The sequence below is a fragment of the Aminobacter anthyllidis genome, assembly GCF_018555685.1.
In the GTDB taxonomy this organism is placed as follows: domain Bacteria; phylum Pseudomonadota; class Alphaproteobacteria; order Rhizobiales; family Rhizobiaceae; genus Aminobacter; species Aminobacter anthyllidis.
Window position 1 is genome coordinate 679,080 of the sequence record NZ_JAFLWW010000002.1, and the last position, 20,517, is coordinate 699,596.

Here is a 20,517-nt window from a genome sequence, read left to right on the forward strand (position 1 = left end):
AGGCTCAGGATTTTTCGCTTGATCGGCGAGCGCTCAATCGTCCATCAAGCGCCCGCGGTCCTTCCGCCTTCAGGAGAAGCATATATGGCGCGCGACACCACTGATTTCCGGCCTATCGAAGGGATGGACGAACTCGTCGGTTATCTCGCCGCCGGCAACAAACCGCGCGACAAATGGCGAATAGGCACCGAGCACGAAAAATTCCCATTCTATGTCGATGGCAACGCGCCGGTTCCTTATGGCGGTGATCGCGGCATCCGCGCACTGCTCGAAGGCATGCAGAAGACGCTTGGCTGGGACCCGATCATCGATGCCGGGCGCATCATCGGCCTCGTCGAGCCGACCGGCCAGGGCGCGATTTCGCTGGAACCGGGCGGCCAGTTCGAGCTTTCCGGCGCGCCGGTGGAATCCATCCACCAGACCTGCCGCGAGGGCAACGCCCATCTGGCGCAAGTGCGCGAAATCGCCGAGCCGCTCGGCATCCGTTTCCTCGGCCTCGGCGGCAGCCCGAAATGGACGCTGGCCGAAACACCGCGCATGCCGAAATCGCGCTACGACATCATGACCGCCTACATGCCCAAGGTCGGCACCAAGGGCCTCGACATGATGTACCGGACCTGCACCATCCAGGTGAATCTCGACTTCGAGAGCGAAGCCGACATGCGCCGCAAGATGCAGGTGTCGCTCAAGCTGCAGCCGCTTTCGACAGCACTCTTCGCCAACTCGCCCTTCACCGACGGCAAGCCGAACGGCATGCAGAGCTGGCGCGGCGACATCTGGCGCGACACCGACAACCAGCGCTCGGGCCTGCTCGAATTCTGCTTCTCGCCGGAATTCGGCTTTGCCGACTACGCCGAATGGGCACTCGACGTGCCGATGTATTTCGTCATTCGCGACGACCGCTACCACGACATGACGCACATGACCTTCCGCCAGTTCATGGCGGGTGCGGCGCGCAACGAGATCACCGACGGCATGCCGACGATGGGCGACTGGGCCAACCACCTGTCGACGCTGTTCCCCGATGTGCGGCTCAAGCGCTTCCTCGAAATGCGCGGCGCCGACGGTGGGCCGTGGCGGCGCATCTGCGCGCTGCCAGCCTTCTGGGTCGGCCTGCTCTACGATCCGGCAACACTCGACGCCGCCGAAGAATTCACCCGGAACTGGACCTACGCGGAAGTTCTGGCGATGCGCGACGCGGTGCCCGAGCAAGGCATTGCCGCACCGTTCCGCAACACCACGCTGCGTGACATCGGCCGCGAAGTGCTGACCTTGTCGCGCCAGGGACTTGTCAACCGCGGCCGCAAGAACCGCGAAGGGTTCGACGAGGCCGGCTTCCTCAACACGCTCGACGAGGTCATTGCGCGCGGCACGACAAGTGCCGAGGAAATGCTCAACGCCTACAACACGCGCTGGGGCGGTTCGATCGAACCGGCGTTCCTGGAATACGCATACTAGGGGCTCCGAAAGCCCCTTCAACCACCTGCGAAAAGGCACTACGCTCCTCCTCAGCTGAATATCCTGAGGAGGAAGAAATGCTGCCACTGTTCGAGATGCTGGCCAATGCCCAGAACGGCAACGGCATGGAAGCGCTGTCGCGCCAGTTCGGGCTGAGCCAGCAGCAGACGCAATCGGCGATCGAAGCGCTGATGCCGGCGTTCAGCCAGGGGCTGAAGCGCAACGCCTCCGATCCCTATGGCGTCGGTTCGTTCCTCCAGGCCATGGCGAGCGGCCAGCACGCCAAATATTTCGAGGATGCCAGCCGCGCCTTCTCGCCCCAGGGCGTCGACGAGGGCAACGGCATCCTCGGCCACCTGTTCGGCTCGAAGGACCTGTCTCGGGCAGTGGCTGGCCAGGCGGCGCAGGCCACCGGCATCGGCCAGGACGTGCTCAAGCAGATGCTGCCGGTGATCGCCTCGATGATCATGGGCGGGCTGTTCAAGCAGTCGACGGGGCAGATGCAGGCAGCGAGCGGCATGGGCGGCGGCAACAACCCGCTCGGCGAGATCATCGAGCAGATGATGCGGCAGGGTGGCGGCATGATGGGCGGCGGGCAGCAGCCCCGGCAGGCGCCGCAGCAAACCCAGGCGCCCGATCCCTTCGACAACCCATTCGGCAAGGTGCTGAAGGACATGTTTGGCGGCGGCCAGGCACAGCCGCAACCATCGCCGCGCCAGCAGGCGCCGCAGCAGAGCCCTTATGGCGACAACCCGCTCGGCAAGATCTTCGAAGAGATGCTTGGCGGTGGCCAGACCGCCGCGCCTGAGCCGCAGGCTCGGCAGCGGCCGCAGGAACAGGCCAACCCGAGCGGCCGCCCGAAGAACCCCTATGACGACCTTTTCGGCAAGATGTTCGAGACCGGCCGCCAGCAGCGTGATGACTACCAGAAGGGCGTCGAGTCGATCTTCGACCAGTTCAGCAAGGGCATGGACAGGTATCGCTGACCTGCGACCAGGATTGATCGCCGATGCGAACCTCGCCTGAGGCTTCAGGAAGCGGCAGCGTGAACAAATCGACGGTGCCTGTCCTCGCCAACCGCCTCGGGCGCTACGACGAGTGCGCACCGATACGCGGCCTCGATGCGCACTTCCAATGCGTGTGGACCAACGCCATCCCCGGGGATCACGTTGGGCCGGTCGCGGTGGTGCCGGACGGCTGCGTCGACCTGTTGTGGAAGGACGAGCGGCTGGTGGTCGTCGGGCCTGACATCGTTGCCGCCAGTCCCGTGTTGCGTGGCGGAACGACTGTGCTGGGCATGCGCTTCCTGCCGGGTGCAGCACTCCGCTGGCTCCGCGCGCCAATGAGCGCGATCGTCGGCCAGTCGATTGATCTCGCCGACCTCTGGGATCCGACCGTTGCCGGCGAACTGTGTGAACGGATCGGCGAGGCGAAAACCATCGAACGACAGGCGGCCGTGCTGCAGCAACAGCTCCTCAAGCGGCTTCCGGAACTGGAGCGCCCGGCGCGAGACGCCAGCGAGATCTTTGCGGCGATGGCATCAGGGGCGGATGACGTAGGGGGCAGGATTTCGTCACTGGTGGGTCGCCTTGAAATCAGCGAGCGCACGCTGAGGCGGCGCAGCCATGACTATTTCGGATATGGACCGAAGACGCTGGACCGGATCCTGCGTTTCCAGAATTTTGTTTCCCTGTTGCGCTCGCAGGGCGAGCAGCGCTTGGCCGGCCTGGCTTACGCGGCCGGATATGCCGACCAAGCGCATCTCGGCCGCGAGATCCAGACATTGTGCGGCATGACCGCCGGAAGCTTCGTGCGCCAGATCAATGGCTGAATGGCCGTTTCGTTCAAGATTTCCGCCGCCGCACTCGGTATTGGCGGCAATCCCACGAAACGCAGGAGATTTGCCATGGGTACGAGCGGAAACGATCGCCGGATCGACAACATCGAATTCAACGTCAGCGATATCGCGCGGTCGCGTGAATTCTACGGCAAGGCCTTCGGCTGGAGCTTCACCGACTATGGTCCGACCTATTGCGAATTCACCGACGGCCGCCTGACAGGGGGACTTACGACGGGCGGCCCGATCAAGACCGGTGGACCGCTGGTGATCCTCTATGCCGACGATCTCGCAGCAACACAAAGCCGCCTTGAGGCCGCTGGCGCCAAGATCGTCAAGCCGGTGTTCGAATTTCCAGGCGGTCGGCGTTTCCACTTCGAAGATCCCGACGGCTACGAACTGGCGGTGTGGTCGGCGAATTGAGATGGCAACGATGGCCGAAAGCCTCGGGTTCATCTTGCTGGGCGGCGTGTTCGTCTGGGCAGGTGCCGAACACTTTTGGAATTTCCGCTCGGTTTCTGGCCTTTTGACCGAAAAGGGGTTGCCCGCAGCGGCACTTCTGCTCGGCGCAGGCTCGATCATCGAAATCGTCGCCGGCTTGTGCCTGGCGATCGGCGTCATGCGCCCTTACGCGGCAATCGCCCTGATCCTGTTCACCATCGCAGCAACACTGATGGCGCTCAACTTCTGGCGTTACTCAGGTGCGGAGAGACAAGGGTTGCGGTCGGCATTCATCATCAACTTTGCAGTCGTTGGCGGGCTCATCCTCGCCGCGACAGCATAGGATCCGAATGAGCATCTCCCGGATACGAAAAAGCCCGGTCCTTGGGAGGACCGGGCAACGTGCAGGCGAGGCCGGCGGGGACCGGCTGGGAGTGGGGAGCCTGCAAAAGCAGATTCGGTTACGCGACGCGTCGGGCCAAAACCTCGATGTTGTCGCTGCGCGACTGCCTGATCGAACGCAAACGCGCTGTCGGATCGCTGGCAAACGGCAGATCGACAGCGACATGCAGATCGCCGCGCGTCAGCCCGACATCGGCGAGTTCGGTGTCCGTCATCTCGCCGAGGCGGTAAAAGGCGCGACGGTTTTTCCAGGCGCGGAAGAGATCGGTGGTATAATTGACAATACGCATCGCATTCACCGGCCGAGCCGCGGAACGCGTCGTCTCAGTGCAATGGTCGAGCGTGGTCATATCTACCTCCATTCGGGACAAACGGGTCCCGTCCGGTCGACGCTCCTTGCCGCCGCACCGGTTCCGATTCACATGCTTCATGTGGACAATGCGAGATTGCCATCGGCGTATTGATTAATCCAACGAATGTTTCTAATCTTTACCATCAATGTTCATGATGGAAACGTCGATGGCCGCTCCGCTCGATCTTGACCAGCTCCACACCTTCATCTCCATCGTCGACACCGGCAGCTTCACCCGCGCCGCCGACGAGGTGCACCGCACGCAGTCAGCGGTGTCGATGCAGATGCGCCGTCTCGAGGACCGCATCGGCAAGGCTCTCTTCGAAAAGGAGGGTCGCATGAACAAGCTGACCGAGGAAGGCGAGCGTCTTCTGACCTACGCAAGGCGCCTGCTGCACCTCAACCGCGAGACACTGGCCGCCTTCGACGACAAAGCGTTGGAGGGCACCGTCCGCATCGGCGTGCCGGACGACTACGCCGACCGCTTCCTGCCCGAAATCATGGCGCGGTTCTCGCGCTCCAACCCGCGCGTCGAGCTGTCGGTGTTGTGCGAGCCCACCGTCAATCTCGCCGACCAGATCCGTCGCGGCAATCTCGACATTGCGCTGGTGACCCAGTGCGAGGACACCCGGCCGAGCGAGATCGTGCGTAACGAACCGCTGCTGTGGGTGTCGTCGGCGAGCCACATGGTACATGAGGAATCCATCTTGCCGATGGCCTTCGGCCGCCCGACCTGCCAGTGGCGGCAGATGGCGACCGAACTGCTCGACGCCAGCGGCCGCGAATACCGCGTGCTGTTCACCAGTTGGTCGGCCAACGTCATCACCGCCGCCGTTCTGGCCGGGCTCGCCGTTTCGGTGCTGCCCGAATGCGCGCTTCGGCCGGGCATGCGCGTGCTTGGCGAAGCCGACGGCTTCGGCGCCTTGCCCGATTGCAAGATCGGCATATTGCGCGGCCATTCCAGCCGGCCGGAGATCGTCGACGCGCTGGCGCGGCATATCTCAGAGAGCCTGGACAACATCTCGGTGCCGCTGACCGACGAGACCGGGACGTTCGATTTCGCAGCCCTTGCCACCGCACGCGGACGGCGGCTCAAGCCGAACCACATCATGCCGGGATGGTAGGCCGCGACTGACCGGCAAAGCTTGACGAGGAGGGTCGCGCGGCCCTCAATCGCGCCATGAACGAACTTGCCACCGAATCACGCACCAACGCTGCCGAATACACCGTCAGCGAAATCTCCGGCGCGCTAAAGCGTACCGTCGAGGACGTATTCGGCAATGTGCGGGTGCGCGGCGAAATCTCGGGCTATCGCGGTCCGCATTCGTCCGGCCATGCCTATTTCTCGCTCAAGGATGACCGCGCCCGCATCGAAGCCGTGGTGTGGAAAGGCACGATGAGCCGGCTGAAATTCCGTCCCGAAGAAGGGATGGAGGTCATCGCCACCGGCAAGCTGACCACGTATCCCGGGTCGTCGAAGTACCAGATCGTCATCGACAGCCTGGAGCCCGCGGGCGCCGGTGCGTTGATGGCATTGCTCGAGGAGCGCAAGCGCAAGCTGGCCGCCGAAGGCCTTTTCGACGACAGCCGCAAGCAGCTGCTGCCGTTCATGCCGCTGGTGATTGGCGTGGTGACCTCGCCGACGGGTGCCGTCATCCGCGACATCATCCACCGCATCAAGGACCGTTTCCCGCTGCATGTGCTGGTCTGGCCGGTTCGCGTTCAGGGCGAGACGTCTGGCGCGGAGGTGGCCGCGGCCGTCAATGGTTTCAACGAATTGCCGGAACTCGGCCCCATTCGCCGCCCCGACCTTCTTATCGTGGCGCGCGGCGGCGGCAGCCTCGAGGACCTCTGGGGCTTCAACGACGAAGTGCTGATCCGCGCCGTCGCGGCATCCCACATCCCTGTCATCTCGGCTGTCGGCCACGAAACCGACTGGACGCTGATCGACCTTGCCGCCGACAGGCGCGCGCCGACGCCAACGGGCGCTGCCGAGCTCGCCGTGCCTGTCAAAGCCGAGCTCGAAGCCGTGCTCGCCAATCTTGGCGCGCGGCTGCGTGGTGCCGTTTCACGCATGATCGACCGGCGCAGCCAGGCGGTGCGGGCAGCAGCGCGCGCCCTGCCCACGCCCGACCAGTTGCTGGCGCTGCCGCGCCGGCGCTTTGACGAAGCAACGAGCCGGCTCGGGCGGGCACTGACCGTCGCCACCGAGCGCAAGCGCGCCAGGCTGTCCGCCGTGCGGCTGTCGCCGGCGACGCTGGCGCGGCGGATCGGCGAGACGCGGCGGCACCTCGACCGCGACATGTTGCGCGCCGACGCCGCCCTGCGGGCCATGGTGCGCGAGAAACGGATCCGCTTCGATCGAACCAAAGGCCGGTTGTCGCCGGAGCCGCTGGTCCGGCGACAGGAAGCCTATGGCCAGCAGCTTGCCGGACTGGAGCGTCGCGGCACACTGGCCGTCGGCCGCAGGCTCGAGCGTGCAAGGACGCGCCTGTCGCAAGCTGACCGGCTGATGGCGACGCTGTCGCACAAGGCCGTTCTGGCGCGCGGTTTTGCGCTTGTGCGCGATGCCGACGGAGCGGTGCTCAAGCGAGCCGCTGAAGTGGCCATGGGTGCTGCGCTGTCGATCGAATTCGCCGACGGCACGACAAATGCAATCGCCGCAAGTGGCGAGGCAAAGCCGAAGCCGGTGGCCAGGCCCGCAGCCAAGGCCAAGGAACCTGGCAATCAGGGCAGCCTGTTCTAAATCAGTTGAGGTTCAGTCGCCCGTGGGCGACGAGATCACGGGTGCCACCAGTGGTGAAATGAACGGTGCGCTCCACGAGCCTCCGACGAAGAACGCCGTCGGCGGCACTGCCGGTGTAACAGGGGATGTCGTCGTCGACGTGGATGCCGTGACCTCCCTGGCTTCGATCGCTCCCGACAGGGCAAGCCCGCGCCCGACATAAGGCACGATGCCGGTCAGCCAGATGCGGCTTGTCGGCGTACGCGCCTCGGCCTTGTCGATCTTGGCGACGCCGTTGGAGATCGTCGCCTTGAGTTCGACGCCGTCGACCGGCAGCGTGCCGCCCGAAACCTCGTCGAGGGAGAAAAAGCCGCGCTCAGCGGCGCGCTTCATGAATGCCTGCAGGTCGAGCCCGGCAATGGCGCCGACGCCAAATGTGGCGGCCACGGAACCGTTGGCATTCTCAAGCAGCGTGTTCCAGTTCGAGCCCGGGCCCTGGAGGATCACCGATACCGTACCACGGCCGATCGGCACGATGTGGCTCATGCCTGCCGCCGTGCCGAAAGCGCCGCCGTCGATATCAGACGCCAGGAGCCGCATCTCCGCCTGGTTGCCGCCCGGCTTGCGGTCAAAGCGGATGCTGGCCTGGACGTTGCCGCCGAAGGCCTCGGCGTCGGAAATATCAAATGCCGCCAGACCGCCCTTGACCTGCGCCGTGGCGGCGACCTCGGCGAGCGCGATGGAACCGGCCGTCGCCTTCGTCGCAGACAGCCTGAGATCGAGGTTGATACGGTCGGAAAAGCTGGTGTCGATATCGGCAGCCCCGGCGTTGGTCGTCGGTGCTATCGAGGCGAAGGACGACGCAAACGTCATCAGGTCGAGCGTATCGAAGGCGAGCGTGCCCGAAATCGACGGCACGGCGCCATCCAGCGACAGGTCGAGAATGCCCATGCCGGGATTGCCGTCGAGCGTGACCTGCGCGTTTTCGATCTTCAGGCGCGACAGGTTGCCGGTGACCTTGGAGGCGAGCGAAATCGAGCCGACGGGGCTGCCCGGCAGGATGCCCGGCCTGGACCATTCCAGCATTCGACGGAAGGAAGGCGACACGACCTTGGCTTGGCCGTCGACATGCGCATCGGGACCCATGTCGATGGTGCCGTCGAACGAGGCTTCGAGCGGCGCCGATTTCAACGAAGCGACGATCGGCGCCGTGCCGCCGGCAAACAGCATCAGCGGGCTTGGCGACGACAATTCAAGCGCCACCTGCTCGCCGTGCCAGACACCGGTGGCGGTCAGCTTTCCGGCCTTGTTCAGTGCCGGCAGGCTGGCCTTGCCGGTGAGATCGCTCAGAAGCTCGTCCTCACCTTCGTCGGAAACCGCGACGACCCGACCGTCGATGAATTCGACTGCGCCGAACTCGTCGGCGGGCAGCGCGCTGAGGTCGGGCTCCACAGGGTTCGACGCCACGGTGGCACGGGCGCGCTCGATGGCCCGGCTGAGGCGCCCGCCGCTCGAATGCGGCAGCTCCACCCCGCCATCGGCAAGGCGCTTCAAGCGCAGTGTCGGCCGGATGAAATGCGCATCGGAGAAATCGACGTTGCCGCTGAGTGCTGAAAGCGCGGACAGCTCGATCTCGACACGTTCGGCCTCGATAACAGGCGAGCCCTGCTCGTCATCCCAATCGGTCAGCGTCACGTCGGTGAGGGTGGCGCGGAAAACCGGCCAGATCTCGATATCGGGTGTGCCCTCGATCGATACGCGGAAGCCGCTCCACGCGCTCATCTCGAAGGCGATGCGATCCTTGACGATCTGGGTAGAAGCAATGAACGGCACCGCGGCAACCGTAGCGGCGACCAGGACGATGAGCCCTATGATCGCCCAGATGCTGCGCCTGAACAGTGGTGATGGCATGTTGCCCTTGTGCCGCCCGTGCTGCGCCGTTGTGGCTAACGGGTGTAACCGAGTAACGCGGCATTTCAAGTCTTTGTGGCCATGCGATGACGTTTGCGCACAGCGCAATGGCGCTAATCGACATTTCCTTGATCTGCTGCAGTGCGACATGCATAACCATGCGCGTTCTGGGAGAGATGCAAATGACTGTCGAAAAGCCGCTGTGGACACCTTCGCCAACGCAGGTGGCGCAAGCGCCCCTCACGGCGTTCATGGCTGCGGCAGGCGAGCGTGCCGGGCGGTCGTTCGCAAGCTATGCCGAACTGCACGGCTGGTCGATTGGCGAGCGCGAGGCGTTCTGGGACCTTGTGTGGGACTTCTGCGGCGTGATCGGCCAAAAGGGCGGCCGCGGGCTTGCCGACGGTGACAAGATGCCGGGGGCGAAGTTCTTCCCCGATGCCAGGCTGAACTTCGCCCAGAACCTCTTGCGCGGTTCAGGCAGTGCCGAGGCGATCGTCTTCCGTGGCGAAGACAAGGTCGAGCGCCGGCTCAGCTGGGACGAACTTTCGGCGCTGGTATCACGGCTGCAGCAGCTGTTCGTGTCGCTGGGCGTACGCAAAGGCGACCGGATCGCTGCGATGATGCCGAACATGCCCGAGACGGTGGCGGCGATGCTGGCGACGGCCTCGATCGGGGCTGTGTGGTCGTCATGCTCGCCCGACTTCGGCGAACAGGGCGTGCTCGACCGCTTCGGCCAGATCGAGCCGAAACTGTTCATCGCTCCCGACGGCTACTGGTATGCCGGCAAGCGCATCGACGTCGCGGCCAAGATCGCAACGGTGGCGGAGAAGCTGACGAGTGCCGCCAAGGTGCTTGTCGTCGACTATCTCGGCACGGCGAAGGATGTGGCCTCTGGCATTGCCAAGGCCGAGGCGCTCGACGATGCGCTTGCGCCATTCGCGGCAAGGCCAGTGACGTTCGAGGCCCTGCCCTTCGACCATCCGCTCTACATCCTGTTCTCGTCGGGTACGACCGGCATTCCCAAATGCATCGTCCATTCCGCCGGTGGCACGCTGATCCAGCATCTCAAGGAGCAGCGCCTGCATGGCTCCCTGGTGCCGGGCGACCGTTTCTTCTACTTCACCACCTGCGGCTGGATGATGTGGAACTGGCTGGTCTCTGGCCTGGCCTCGGAGGCGACGCTGCTGCTTTATGACGGCTCGCCGTTCCATCCCGACGGCAACGTGCTGTTCGATTTCGCCGATGCCGAGAAGATGACCTATTTCGGCACCTCGGCGAAATTCATCGATTCCGTCCGCAAGGCGGGCCTCAGGCCCATCGACAGCCACGATTTGTCGTCGGTGCGCACCATCTCGTCGACCGGCTCGCCGCTGTCACCGGAAGGTTTTGCCTTCGTCTATGACGGCATCAAGGCCAACGTCCACCTCGCCTCGATCTCGGGCGGCACCGATATCGTGTCATGCTTCGTGCTCGGGGTGCCGACCGAGCCTGTGTGGACCGGCGAGATCCAGGGTGCCGGCCTCGGCCTCGCCGTCGATGTCTGGAACGATGACGGCAAGCCGGTGCGCGAAGAGAAGGGCGAGCTCGTCTGTACCAAGGCGTTCCCGGCGATGCCGCTCGGCTTCTGGAACGATGCCGACGGGAAAAAGTACCACGCCGCCTATTTCGAGCGCTTCGACAATATCTGGTGCCACGGCGACTTCGCCGAATGGACCGGCCATGGCGGCATGATCATCCATGGCCGCTCGGATGCGACGCTGAATCCCGGTGGCGTGCGCATCGGCACCGCCGAGATCTACAACCAGGTCGAGCAGATGCCGGAGATCGCCGAAGCGATCTGCATCGGCCAGGACTGGGACGACGACGTGCGTGTCGTGCTGTTCGTCCGCCTCGCGCCGGGCATTGCCCTCGACGAAGAGCTCGAAAAGCGCATCCGCACCAAGATCCGCATCGGCGCCAGCCCGCGTCACGTGCCGGCCAAGATCGTTGCCGTGACGGATATCCCGCGCACCAAGTCCGGCAAGATCACCGAGCTTGCCGTGCGCGATATCGTCCATGGCCGCGCGGTCAAGAACAAGGAAGCCCTCGCCAACCCCGAAGCACTCGAGCTCTTCAGCGACATCGCGCAGCTCAGGAGCTGAGACACGGCGGCATGCTTAACGAAAGGTGACCACCAAATTTACCTAGACTTCAGGAGTGGTACACTTTCGTAAACTTTTCATCACCTGGGTAAGGAGCTGTTAAGGTTCGACCCTGATAGTCATGCCTAACTTGAGGGAGAAATCCCGTTCCTCACTTTCGAGGATAGCCAGTTCAGCTCAAGTCCCCGTTGAAACAGCATCTACCTCAAAGGCGCCACAGCGGCGCCTTTTTCTTTAGCTTCATCTAAAGAGAACTTAGAGCGACGCCTCGGCGTCGCGCACCAGCGCGCCGGAAAGCAGCACCACCGGCACCATGGCGGTGATGATGATGACGATTGCCGCAACGGCGCCCTCCTCCGGCACGCCGCGCGAGGCGTTTTCGTAGACATGGGTGGCGAGCGTGCTGAAGCCGAACGGCCTGAGCAGGATGGTCGCCGACAGTTCCTTGACGGTATCGACGAAGACGAGGACCGCGGCCGTCAGGATCGCCGGCTTGAGCAATGGCAGCAGCACACTGGTCGCGCTTTGCGCCGGCGTCTTGCCGAGACTGCGCGCGGCTTCGTCGAGGCTGCCCGGCAGCTTCTCCATGCCGGAGCGGACGGCACCCTCGGCCAGGGCGACGAAGCGAATGGTGCAGGCGATGATGACCGCCGCGGCAGAGCCGGTGAGCAGAAGCCCCGTCGAAAAGCCGAGCCAGGCGCGCGCGAAGGCATCGAGCGAATTGTCGAAGCGTGCCAAAACGAACAGCAGGCCCAGCCCGAGGATACCGCCAGGAAGCGCGTAGCCGACCGAGGCAAGCCGCACGGTGGCGGCCATGGCGCGGCCTTTCGACAGGCGCTGGGCATTGAGCAGGAACAGCGCGATGACGACGGTGAAGGTAGCCGTCAGCGACGCCGTCATCAGGCTGTTGAGGAATGCCCTCGCTACATCGGGTGAAACGAACTGCTCGAGCCGGCGCGAGGCATATTGACCGAAGATGGTGATCGGCACGCCGAAGCCGCTGAGGATCGGCAGCGACACGGCGGCCGGCAGGGCGATGCGCCTCCAGCCCTTGAGTGCGACGCGTGGCGGGTGAACCTTGAGATGGGTGCCACGGCCGGCATGGAAGCGCTGGCGCCGGCGCGCCCACTGTTCGGCGAGGAGCAGCACAAGCACAAGCACGAGCATCAACAGCGCGATCTGCGCACCACCTTCGAGGCTGCCGCGATTGAGCCAGGTGGTGTAGACGGCGACGGTCAGCGTGCGGACGCCGAAATACTCGGCGGCACCGATGTCGTTGATCGTCTCCATCAGCACCAGGGCGACACCAGCGACGATGGCAGGCCGCGCCACGGGCAGGAGTACCCGCCAGAACACGCGCGCCGGCGATGCGCCGAGCGTGCGAGCGACGTCGGCGATGTTGCGGCCCTGCATCAGGAAGACGATGCGGGTGGTGAGATAGACGTAGGGGTAGAGCACGGAGGCGAGCACGAAGGCCGTCCCCCAGGTCGAGCGAATGTCGGGAAACCAGTAGTCGCGAATCGTCTGGAAGCCGAAAATCTCCCGCACCAGGCTCTGGACCGGTCCCTGGTAATGGAAGAATTCGCCGAAAGCGTAGGCCGCGAGATAGGGCGGCACCGCCAGCGGCAGCACCAGCGCCCAGGACAGGATGCGGCGGAGCGGGAAATCATAGGCAACGACCGCCCAGGCGCAGGCGACGCCAGCAATCGAGGTCAGTGCCGCGACCATGGCCAGCAGTGCCAGTGTCGTGCTGACGGCGCCCGGCAGCACATTGGCGATCAGATGCGGCCAGTCCTCGCCGGTGCCGGAAAGGGCGACGAATGCAAGCGACAGCACCGGCAGGATGACGATGACGCCGACGGCAAGCGCCAGCGTGCCGATAAGCGGGTGGCGCAGGCGCTTGACCGGCAAGGTTCTGGCGTTCGCGGCTGACGCCACGTCTGCAATCCCCGAACCTGCTCCGCCTGTCGTCGGCAAGGCGCTTCCCCTTAGTTTGTGCCTGCGCATCGTGCTTACCGAAAATAGAGCCCGATGTTCGGGCCTATGCGCCAATGCAGAAAAGCCGGACCGATCGCCCGGCCCGGCTCTTCCTCAGTTCATGTACCCGACTATCAGCTGCTCGGGCCGTCGTCGAGACCGACGCGGTCGACCATCTCGGACGCGGCCTTGCGGCCCTTGGCGATGTCGACCAGCGGCAGCGTGTCTGCCTTCAGCTCGCCGAATGCCTTGACCGTCTCGGACGGCTCGAGGCCCGGCTCGACCGGGTATTCATAGTTCTTCTCGGCGTAGACCTGCTGGGCCTTGTGGCTGGCCAGGAAGCGGATCAGCTTGACGGCGTTGTCACGGTTTGGCGCGTTCTTGGCGAGCGCGGCACCCGAAATGTTGACGTGGGTCAGGCCGTTCTCGAAGGTCGGGAAGAGCACGTTGATGGCGTTGCCCCATTCCTTTTCCTTCGGATCCTTCTCATTGTTCCGCATCAGGCCGACATAGTAGGTGTTGCCGATGGCGATGTCGCACTCGCCGGCAGCAATCGCGCCAGCCTGCGGACGGTCGCCGCCGTCAGGCTTCTTGGCGAGATTGGCCTTGAGGCCCTTCATCCACTCTTCGGTCTTTTCCGGGCCCCAATGGGCGATCGCAGCCGAGAACAGCGCGAGATTGTAGTCGTGCTGGCCCGAACGCATGCAGATCTTGCCCTTCCACTTGGGATCGGCGAGGTCGGCATAGGTGATGGCGGTGTCCTTGACCCGATCCTTCGAGGCATAGATCACGCGGGCGCGCTTGGTGACGCCGAACCAGTTGCCTTCCGGGTCGCGGTACTCGGCCGGCAGCAGCTTGTTGACTTCCTCGTCGACCAGCGGCTGGGTGACGCCCTTGGACTGGGCGGAGGTCAGGCGAGCGATGTCGACCGTCATGATGACGTCTGCGGGCGAATTCTGGCCCTCGGCAAGAACGCGTTCCTCAAGACCCTTGTCGAGGAACAGCACCTCGGTCTTGATGCCGGTCTCGGCCGTAAAGGCATCGAGGACAGGCTTGATCAGATCGGGCTGGCGATAGGTGTAGATGTTCACGACGCCATCGGCGAGCGCCGACGTGGTGAAGAGAGCCGCAATCGCAAGCGCACCGCCTGCAATGGCCGACCTGGCGTTTTTCATCTTCATTTTTCTCTCCTGGCCAAAGGGGGCAAAGTCCCTTGAGGAACAAATGGCAGCCTCGATTTCGAGACCGTCTCCCCTATGGTCATCGTGACTCTTGCGGTCAAGTTTAAAGGCCAGTCATATCAATAGTTTAGAAAAATTCTAAACTGGAGCATTTCGTACCGGATTCAATGGCTTGTTCGACAAATTCTAACAATCGCATGGCTCGTTCACGAAAATGTGCGAAAATGTCGCACCTCGCTAACAAGCGACTACTCGGCAAGAACCCGCGTCGAGGGGAAAGTCACCTCGACGAGCGTGCCCTCGCCGGGCGTCGATGCGATGGCAAAACGGGCCCGATTGGCCTCGACCATGGCCTTCGTCAGTGGCAGCCCAAGGCCAGTGCCGTCGCCGCGCGCGCGCTTCAACGAATTGATCTGCTTGAACGGCTTCAGCGCCTGCTCGATCTCGGCCTGGCTCATGCCGATGCCGGTATCGCGCACCCGCATGACGATATCTCCCGACGCCTCGTAGGCGGTTGAGACGATGACCTGACCGCCGGCCTGGGTGTAACGCACGGCATTTGACAGGACGTTGAGCGCGATCTGGCGGATGCTGCGCCGGTCGGCGACGATCTCGGGCAGGCGCGAAGCGAAGCTCGAGCGGATGATCACCCGTTCACGATTGGCCTGAGGCTGCATCATCGCGACAGTCTCGGCCAGCGTGTCGTTGAGCGACACCGCCTCGTAATCCATCTCCTGCTGTCCGGCCTCGATCTTGGAGATATCGAGCAGGTCGTTGACCAGCGACAGCACGTGATTGCCGGAGCGGTTGATGTCGCGGAGATAGTCGCGGTAGCGGTCATTGGCGACCGGGCCGAACTTCTCGTCGACCATCAGCTCGGAAAAACCGATGATGGCGTTGAGCGGCGTGCGGATCTCGTGGCTGATGCGGGCGAGGAAATCGCTCTTTTGAGACGACGACCGCTCGGCTACGGCGCGCGCCTGGGTCAGTTCTTCCTCGGCGCGCTTCCACTGGGTGATGTCGCGGACCACGGCGCAGAAGCCGCTGTCGTTGGGCAGGCGGCCGATGGTCATGAACAGCGGAATGAAGCGACCCTGCGACTCGCGGCCGATGACCTCGCGGCCATCATTGAGCACGCTTGCCACGCCATGTTCGGAAAGCCCGACGAGATAATCGCGCGCGGCGCGCTGGCTCTCGATGGCGAACAGCGAATAGAACGGCTTGCCAGTGACATCGTCGCTGTCGAAGCCGAACAGGGCCTCGGCTGGACGGCTGATGGAACGGATGGCGCCGTCTCGATCGATAAGCACCACGCCGTCGGTGGCGGTGTCGATGATCGTGCGCATCTCGGCGAGACGCTCTTCGAGTTCGGCCACCTGCTCGACGGCGACTTCCACCTCGTCATCGGCGCTGATGCGGCGGACGACCAGCATGAGCGCCTTGCCCTCCTGCCACGGCACCGACCGAAGCACGGCTTCGATCGGAAATTCCTCGCCGTCGCGCGTCTTCAGCCTGAGATCGTGGTCCGAGCCCGGCTCGTCGCCGTAGCTTTCGGCAAACAGCGCATCGAGACCGCCGGCCTGCGCCAGCTCATCGACCGAGCCGTAGCCGGTCAGGTCGAGGAACTCGGCATTGGCGTAATGCAGCACGTCGCCGGCATGGATCAGCACCGGCACCGGCAGCTGCTCGAGAATAGGTGCATCGACAGGCGTGTCGCGTCCGCCGGCGAAGGACGGAATGACGTCTTCGGCACGCAGCGGCGGCTTTTCGGGCTGGTCGCGTTCGATCTCGACTTGCTCGACGATGGGCTCGACCGGCCGCACTGACGAAAACGATACGATCTCGGCGCTCTCGACGGCAGGCTGCTCGACGGGCGTCGGCAGGGCCACGTCAATGGCAGCCGGTTCCGTGGCAGCCGCCGCCCCATGCGTCTCCGGCTCCGCGACGGCATGCTCAGGGACTTCGGCGGCAACCGGCTCGGCTGTTTCCGCCGCTGCGGCTTCCGCATAAGCTGCGATCTCGGCCGAAGCCACCTCGCCGTTGTTTTCCGGTGCGGGCGCTGCGGACTTCGCCGCTTCCAGGGTCTCGCCGGCCTCGACAGCCGCGGCTTGCTGCCTTGCAGCGACGATCTCGTGTGCCCGCTTGAGCTTTTCGCCGATCTCGCGGAAAGCGCTGCGCTCGGTGCTGGAAAGGCCTTTGCCGTTGGCAGGTTCCTCCGGCGCTGTCGGCCGATGCTCGGCCAGGCGGATCACCTTGTCGGAGAAGCGCCGATCATGCGTGCGATCGATCTCCAGCGCCGGCACTTCGCCCGCGAAAGGATCGTGAGCAATCTTTGGATCGGAAGCACGGCTGGGCTCGACAGGACGAGGCTCCGCGACCTCGGCCTCCACCTGGCTCACTTCCGCCTTGCCGGCTTCGGGCGCCGTGGCGGCAGGCTCGACTGCTGCAATCGCAGCTGCGGCCGGTTCAACGACTACGGGTTCAGCAGTGGACGGCTCTTCGTCCGTGTTGGCTTGCGGCTCACCGTATTCCGGATGCTTGCCATTGGGAACCAGCGCCAGTCCGATGCGCTCGTGGTCGATGACCGCCTCGCCCGGACGTGCAACGCCAAAGCCGCGAAACCCCTCGAAACTGCGGTCGCGGCCATAGACCGGCAATGCGGCGAGGTCGACCGGGATGCGCCTGTCGGTGCCAGCAACCGGCCAGAGCACCGAACGGCCGGACCAGGTGTCGCGGCGCTGCAGAAGGCCTGCGATCTCGCCCGAGGGGTCGAGTTCGAACGTGGTCGAGACATCCTGGAAGCGGCGGCCGACGACATCCGCCGCATGGTCGCCGACAACGGCTGCGAACTCCGGCGATATGGCGCTGAAGCGGCCTTCGGCGTCGGTGCGCCAGACAAAGCGGACCGGTGCCGCCGAACGGTCCGGTGCGGACCTGGGTGGCGCCGGCTGCGACGGCGCGGGATGAGCGGCCACCGGCGACTCAACCGCGACGACAGGCTCGTCCAGGGGCTGCGAAACGTCAGCCGATTCATCGGCCGGCTCCGGCCGGGAAACCGGCTCGTCGACGACAGCCGCTTCGATGACGTCCGTTTCGATGATTTCGGCTTCGACCTGCGCCGCAGTCGCCTTTTCGGCCATGGCCCGAACGGTGGCACCGGCCTGGCTTTCGCGTTCCTCGGGGCTGAAATACCAGTGGTCGTGGTCGGCATGGTCCTGCGGCAGCGCTGTTGTTGGCGCCGGCACCTGGCTGCCTTTCGGCTCGCCAGGCAAAGCATCGGCGCGCAAGGCGCTGGCCGCAGGCAGGTCCTCGCCGGCTGCGGCGTCTTCCATCGCATCGAGGCGTTCATCGACGACGACAAGCAGGTGCCGCGCCGGTTCGTCGGTCAGACGCGCCACCCCGGCCGGCAGATAACCGCCGGTCGCGGGGATCGCCCGCTTGATGATGCGGTCACGCTCGCGGCCGACCGCGGAGACCAGCCCGGCCAGCGTCGAGGGCGCGATGCCGAGCTTGGCAAAGCCATTGGTTGCGGCCTCGACCTCGCCATGGGCGTCGAGGAAAGCGAGGAAATGCCCCTGCTCGGTGAAACCGCTGATGGCGTTCGCGGCGATGTCTTTCGCCCCGCGTGAGCTGGCAGGCACGGCCAGCATGATGGCGGCCGCGCCGTCGGGCAGCCGGACCGAGCTGGCGACAAACGCAACAGCGCTGCTCGTCAGGCCCGATGCCACGCGCACCATGATCGAGCGGTCGCGGCCGATTTCGGGAAACCCTGACGTCGCTGATATCTGGCGGCGGGCAATCGGCCCCAGGCGCGATGGCGCGCCGATCACCGCATCGATGTCGTCATAACCGAGCACGGCAGCGCCTGGGCCATTGGCCCAAAGCACGTCCTCGAGATCGACCGACAGGACAACGATAGCGTCGCCGGCAGCGAAACGCTGCCTGACACGATCGACGACCGCGACGTCGATAAAGGAATAGGCTGCTGACGGCATTCACATGTCCCGCAAGGCGCGCATTCTCACAATTAACGCTTTGTTAATAAAAGCCGTCATCGCCAAGGTCTAGCAAACAGGTGTCATACAGCGAGATTATTCTCGTCACGTGGTTAACCCGCGCCAGCCTGAAAATGGTGCACTGCAACATAGATATTGCAATGCACAATGGAATACCCTATATGAGACATGCGAATAAACGAGACGGGTGACAACACCCCGTCCAGTCCACAGGGTGAGACAATGTCCAAGACCAAGACCGCAGAATTCGCAGACAACATTGAAATGCCGAGCTTCGACGTTTCCAAGGCCACCGACCAGTTCCGCGTCTTCGCCGAAAAGGGCGTCGAGCAGTCCAAGGAAGCTTACACCAAGCTCAAGACCGGTGCCGAAGAAGCCCAGAAGACCATCGAGACCAGCTACGAGACCGCCCGCAGCGTGACCAACGAGCTGTCGCTCAAGGCGATTGCCGCGCTCCGCACCAATGCCGAGGCCGGTTTCTCGCATCTCGAAGCCCTCGCCGGCGCCAAGACGCTGTCGGAAATCGTCGAGCTGCAGACCTCTTATCTGCGCGGCCGCGTCGAGCAGACCGTCGAGCAGGCCAAGGAATTCCAGGCCGTTGCCTCGAAGGCCGCCGAAGACGTTTCGAAGCCGGTCAAGACCGCTTTCGAAAAGGCGCTGAAAGACCTCAAGGCCGCCTAAGGCGACCTCATGGATACCCGGCGGGCGGTTCCTCCTCCCTCTGCCTGTCGGGCGAAGCGGCCAGCACCTCCTCCCGCTGGCTACAATAAGGAAAAGGCCGGCTCCTCCCGCCGGCCTTTTTCTTTTTTTGCGGCGCCGAAACGCCGGATATCAAGGACTTCCCACAGGCAGTGCAAATCGCCGCAGTGGAATATGCGCAAAGCTCTTGAAATGCGTCCGAAGAGTCCGTATTGACGCCGCACCAACAGGTACGCGGTTGTAGCTCAGTTGGTTAGAGCGCCGGATTGTGGATCCGGAGGTCGGTGGTTCGAGCCCACCCAACCGTACCATTTACTCTCCCAATGACAGCTTCCAGCATCGATGACAGGCAGCGCAGCCTTGCGCATAGTGCAGCCGCATTCCGGCCTGATCGTCTGCTGAAATTGCGAATCAAAGGACCCTGCCCATGATCGACCTGCGCGTTGCTACCGGCGTTGCCGCGACGATGATCGTCCTCGCCGGATGCCAGAACGAGCCTGCGGTGGGACAGCCGGCATCAGGGACCTGCGATCGTGCCGCGGCAGAATCATTAGCTGGCAAGGACCGGATCGCCGACGACGAGGTGAAGCGCCTCACCGGTGCGACCATCGTTCGCCAGCACAAGCCGGGCGACCCCGCGACGATGGATTTCCGCCAGGAACGCGTCACTGTCGAAACCGACCCCACCACCGGCAAAATCGTCCGCGCGTTCTGCGGCTGACATCTCGGTCGCTGGAAGGTCGCGGATTTCCTCTGGCAGGCGATCACATGAGCCGGCGGAGGCTTACAGGCCGGCGGCGAAGCTAAAGCCATTGGACTACCTGGGCTAACGGAACGGTGGCCAGGGTCGGCAATGCGTCGAAACGAAAAACGGCGCGCTTCATCTGAAGCGCGCCGTTTTGCTATCCCAAAGGGACCAAACTTGTCCGCGAAGGCGAAGATGCTTACTGGCAAGGCGCCAGGTAGGTCACCGGCTTGCCATAGCGGTCGTACATCGGCCGGCCACGGTTGTCATACTGGTGGTAGCGGCATTCGCCAGGTGCGGTGCCTGCGCCGATCATCGCGCCGGCAAGGCCGCCGATGACAGCGCCCGCGACCGTGGCGCCGGTGTTGCCGCCGATGGCCTGGCCGACTAGGGCACCACCCACGGCACCAACAGCACCGCCGCCAACGGCGCGTTCCTGCGGGGTGTTACAGGCCGTAGCGGCCAATGCGACGAAAGACAAAGCTGCAGCTGTAGCTAGAAAACGCGTCATCAACCCTACTCCTTGAAACTATCGCCACGACGCTATCATGGCGACTTTTGCTTATCCAGTGGCATATCCTTGGAAACTCTGGCCTTTTCGGCCGCTCCAGGACCCTTTCCTTGCGCTCGGC

The 20,517-nt window shown here is 64.0% G+C and carries 16 protein-coding genes and 1 tRNA gene; 11 read left to right on the top strand and 6 right to left on the bottom strand.

Going from position 1 to position 20,517, the window contains the following annotated elements; all coding sequences use genetic code 11:
- Nucleotides 1-84: 84 nt before the first annotated feature.
- The 5 genes from J1C56_RS08425 (at nt 85) to J1C56_RS08445 (ending at nt 4,079) form a co-directional block, all read left to right on the top strand.
- Entirely contained in the window at nt 85-1,458 is a 1,374-nt protein-coding gene (locus tag J1C56_RS08425) for a glutamate--cysteine ligase (protein ID WP_214387840.1), read from the top strand.
- Between the two features lie 77 nt (nt 1,459-1,535).
- Entirely contained in the window at nt 1,536-2,444 is a 909-nt protein-coding gene (locus J1C56_RS08430) for a DUF937 domain-containing protein (protein ID WP_214387842.1), read from the top strand.
- Between the two features lie 59 nt (nt 2,445-2,503).
- A complete protein-coding gene (locus J1C56_RS33430) occupies nt 2,504-3,289 on the top strand; it encodes a DUF6597 domain-containing transcriptional factor (protein ID WP_338001416.1) in 786 nt (261 codons plus the stop codon).
- 75 nt (nt 3,290-3,364) lie between these two features.
- Complete coding sequence (locus tag J1C56_RS08440; RefSeq protein ID WP_214387846.1) at nt 3,365-3,718, top strand: VOC family protein; 354 nt, start codon at nt 3,365-3,367, stop codon at nt 3,716-3,718.
- A gap of 1 nt (nt 3,719) precedes the next feature.
- On the top strand, nt 3,720-4,079 hold the full coding sequence (locus tag J1C56_RS08445; protein ID WP_214387847.1) for a DoxX family protein: 360 nt from the start codon (nt 3,720-3,722) through the stop codon (nt 4,077-4,079).
- A 118-nt stretch (nt 4,080-4,197) separates the two neighbouring features.
- On the opposite strand, the gene J1C56_RS08450 is transcribed toward J1C56_RS08445, so the two are convergent.
- Entirely contained in the window at nt 4,198-4,488 is a 291-nt protein-coding gene (locus tag J1C56_RS08450) for a YjiS-like domain-containing protein (protein WP_214387848.1), read from the bottom strand.
- A 169-nt stretch (nt 4,489-4,657) separates the two neighbouring features.
- Here J1C56_RS08450 and J1C56_RS08455 point away from each other — a divergent pair, with 169 nt between their 5' ends.
- Both J1C56_RS08455 and xseA read left to right on the top strand, forming a co-directional pair.
- Nucleotides 4,658-5,614, top strand: a complete 957-nt coding sequence (locus J1C56_RS08455; RefSeq protein WP_214387850.1) for a LysR substrate-binding domain-containing protein — start codon at nt 4,658-4,660, stop codon at nt 5,612-5,614.
- A gap of 56 nt (nt 5,615-5,670) precedes the next feature.
- The gene (gene xseA / locus J1C56_RS08460) at nt 5,671-7,236 is read left to right on the top strand and encodes an exodeoxyribonuclease VII large subunit (RefSeq protein ID WP_214387852.1); all 1,566 of its coding nucleotides are present in this window, start codon (nt 5,671-5,673) and stop codon (nt 7,234-7,236) included.
- Between the two features lie 12 nt (nt 7,237-7,248).
- Here the strand turns inward: xseA and J1C56_RS08465 are convergent, their stop codons facing one another.
- Nucleotides 7,249-9,126 carry an AsmA family protein gene (locus J1C56_RS08465; protein WP_214387854.1) on the bottom strand — a complete coding sequence of 626 codons (1,878 nt, stop codon included), beginning with the start codon at nt 9,124-9,126 and terminating at the stop codon, nt 7,249-7,251.
- A 182-nt stretch (nt 9,127-9,308) separates the two neighbouring features.
- Here J1C56_RS08465 and J1C56_RS08470 point away from each other — a divergent pair, with 182 nt between their 5' ends.
- Nucleotides 9,309-11,267 (top strand): acetoacetate--CoA ligase, encoded by a 1,959-nt coding sequence (locus J1C56_RS08470; RefSeq protein ID WP_214387856.1) that lies wholly within the window; start codon nt 9,309-9,311, stop codon nt 11,265-11,267.
- Nucleotides 11,268-11,522: 255 nt separating this feature from the next.
- Here the strand turns inward: J1C56_RS08470 and J1C56_RS08475 are convergent, their stop codons facing one another.
- The 3 genes from J1C56_RS08475 to J1C56_RS08485 all read right to left on the bottom strand — a co-directional run bounded on the left by J1C56_RS08475 (nt 11,523) and on the right by J1C56_RS08485 (nt 18,420).
- Entirely contained in the window at nt 11,523-13,274 is a 1,752-nt protein-coding gene (locus tag J1C56_RS08475; protein ID WP_246591219.1) for an ABC transporter permease, read from the bottom strand.
- A 104-nt stretch (nt 13,275-13,378) separates the two neighbouring features.
- Nucleotides 13,379-14,425, bottom strand: a complete 1,047-nt coding sequence (locus J1C56_RS08480; RefSeq protein ID WP_420797370.1) for a Fe(3+) ABC transporter substrate-binding protein — start codon at nt 14,423-14,425, stop codon at nt 13,379-13,381.
- A gap of 248 nt (nt 14,426-14,673) precedes the next feature.
- Nucleotides 14,674-18,420 carry a PAS domain S-box protein gene (locus J1C56_RS08485; protein ID WP_214387859.1) on the bottom strand — a complete coding sequence of 1,249 codons (3,747 nt, stop codon included), beginning with the start codon at nt 18,418-18,420 and terminating at the stop codon, nt 14,674-14,676.
- A gap of 243 nt (nt 18,421-18,663) precedes the next feature.
- On the opposite strand from J1C56_RS08485, the gene J1C56_RS08490 reads away from it, so the two are divergent.
- The 3 genes from J1C56_RS08490 (at nt 18,664) to J1C56_RS08500 (ending at nt 19,861) form a co-directional block, all read left to right on the top strand.
- Nucleotides 18,664-19,122, top strand: coding sequence for a phasin (locus tag J1C56_RS08490; RefSeq protein WP_214387860.1), 459 nt, complete (start codon nt 18,664-18,666; stop codon nt 19,120-19,122).
- Between the two features lie 252 nt (nt 19,123-19,374).
- A tRNA-His gene (locus J1C56_RS08495) sits at nt 19,375-19,451 on the top strand.
- Between the two features lie 116 nt (nt 19,452-19,567).
- The gene (locus J1C56_RS08500; protein ID WP_214387861.1) at nt 19,568-19,861 is read left to right on the top strand and encodes an I78 family peptidase inhibitor; all 294 of its coding nucleotides are present in this window, start codon (nt 19,568-19,570) and stop codon (nt 19,859-19,861) included.
- Between the two features lie 223 nt (nt 19,862-20,084).
- On the opposite strand, the gene J1C56_RS08505 is transcribed toward J1C56_RS08500, so the two are convergent.
- The gene (locus J1C56_RS08505; RefSeq protein WP_067965203.1) at nt 20,085-20,396 is read right to left on the bottom strand and encodes a hypothetical protein; all 312 of its coding nucleotides are present in this window, start codon (nt 20,394-20,396) and stop codon (nt 20,085-20,087) included.
- Nucleotides 20,397-20,517 lie beyond the last annotated feature (121 nt).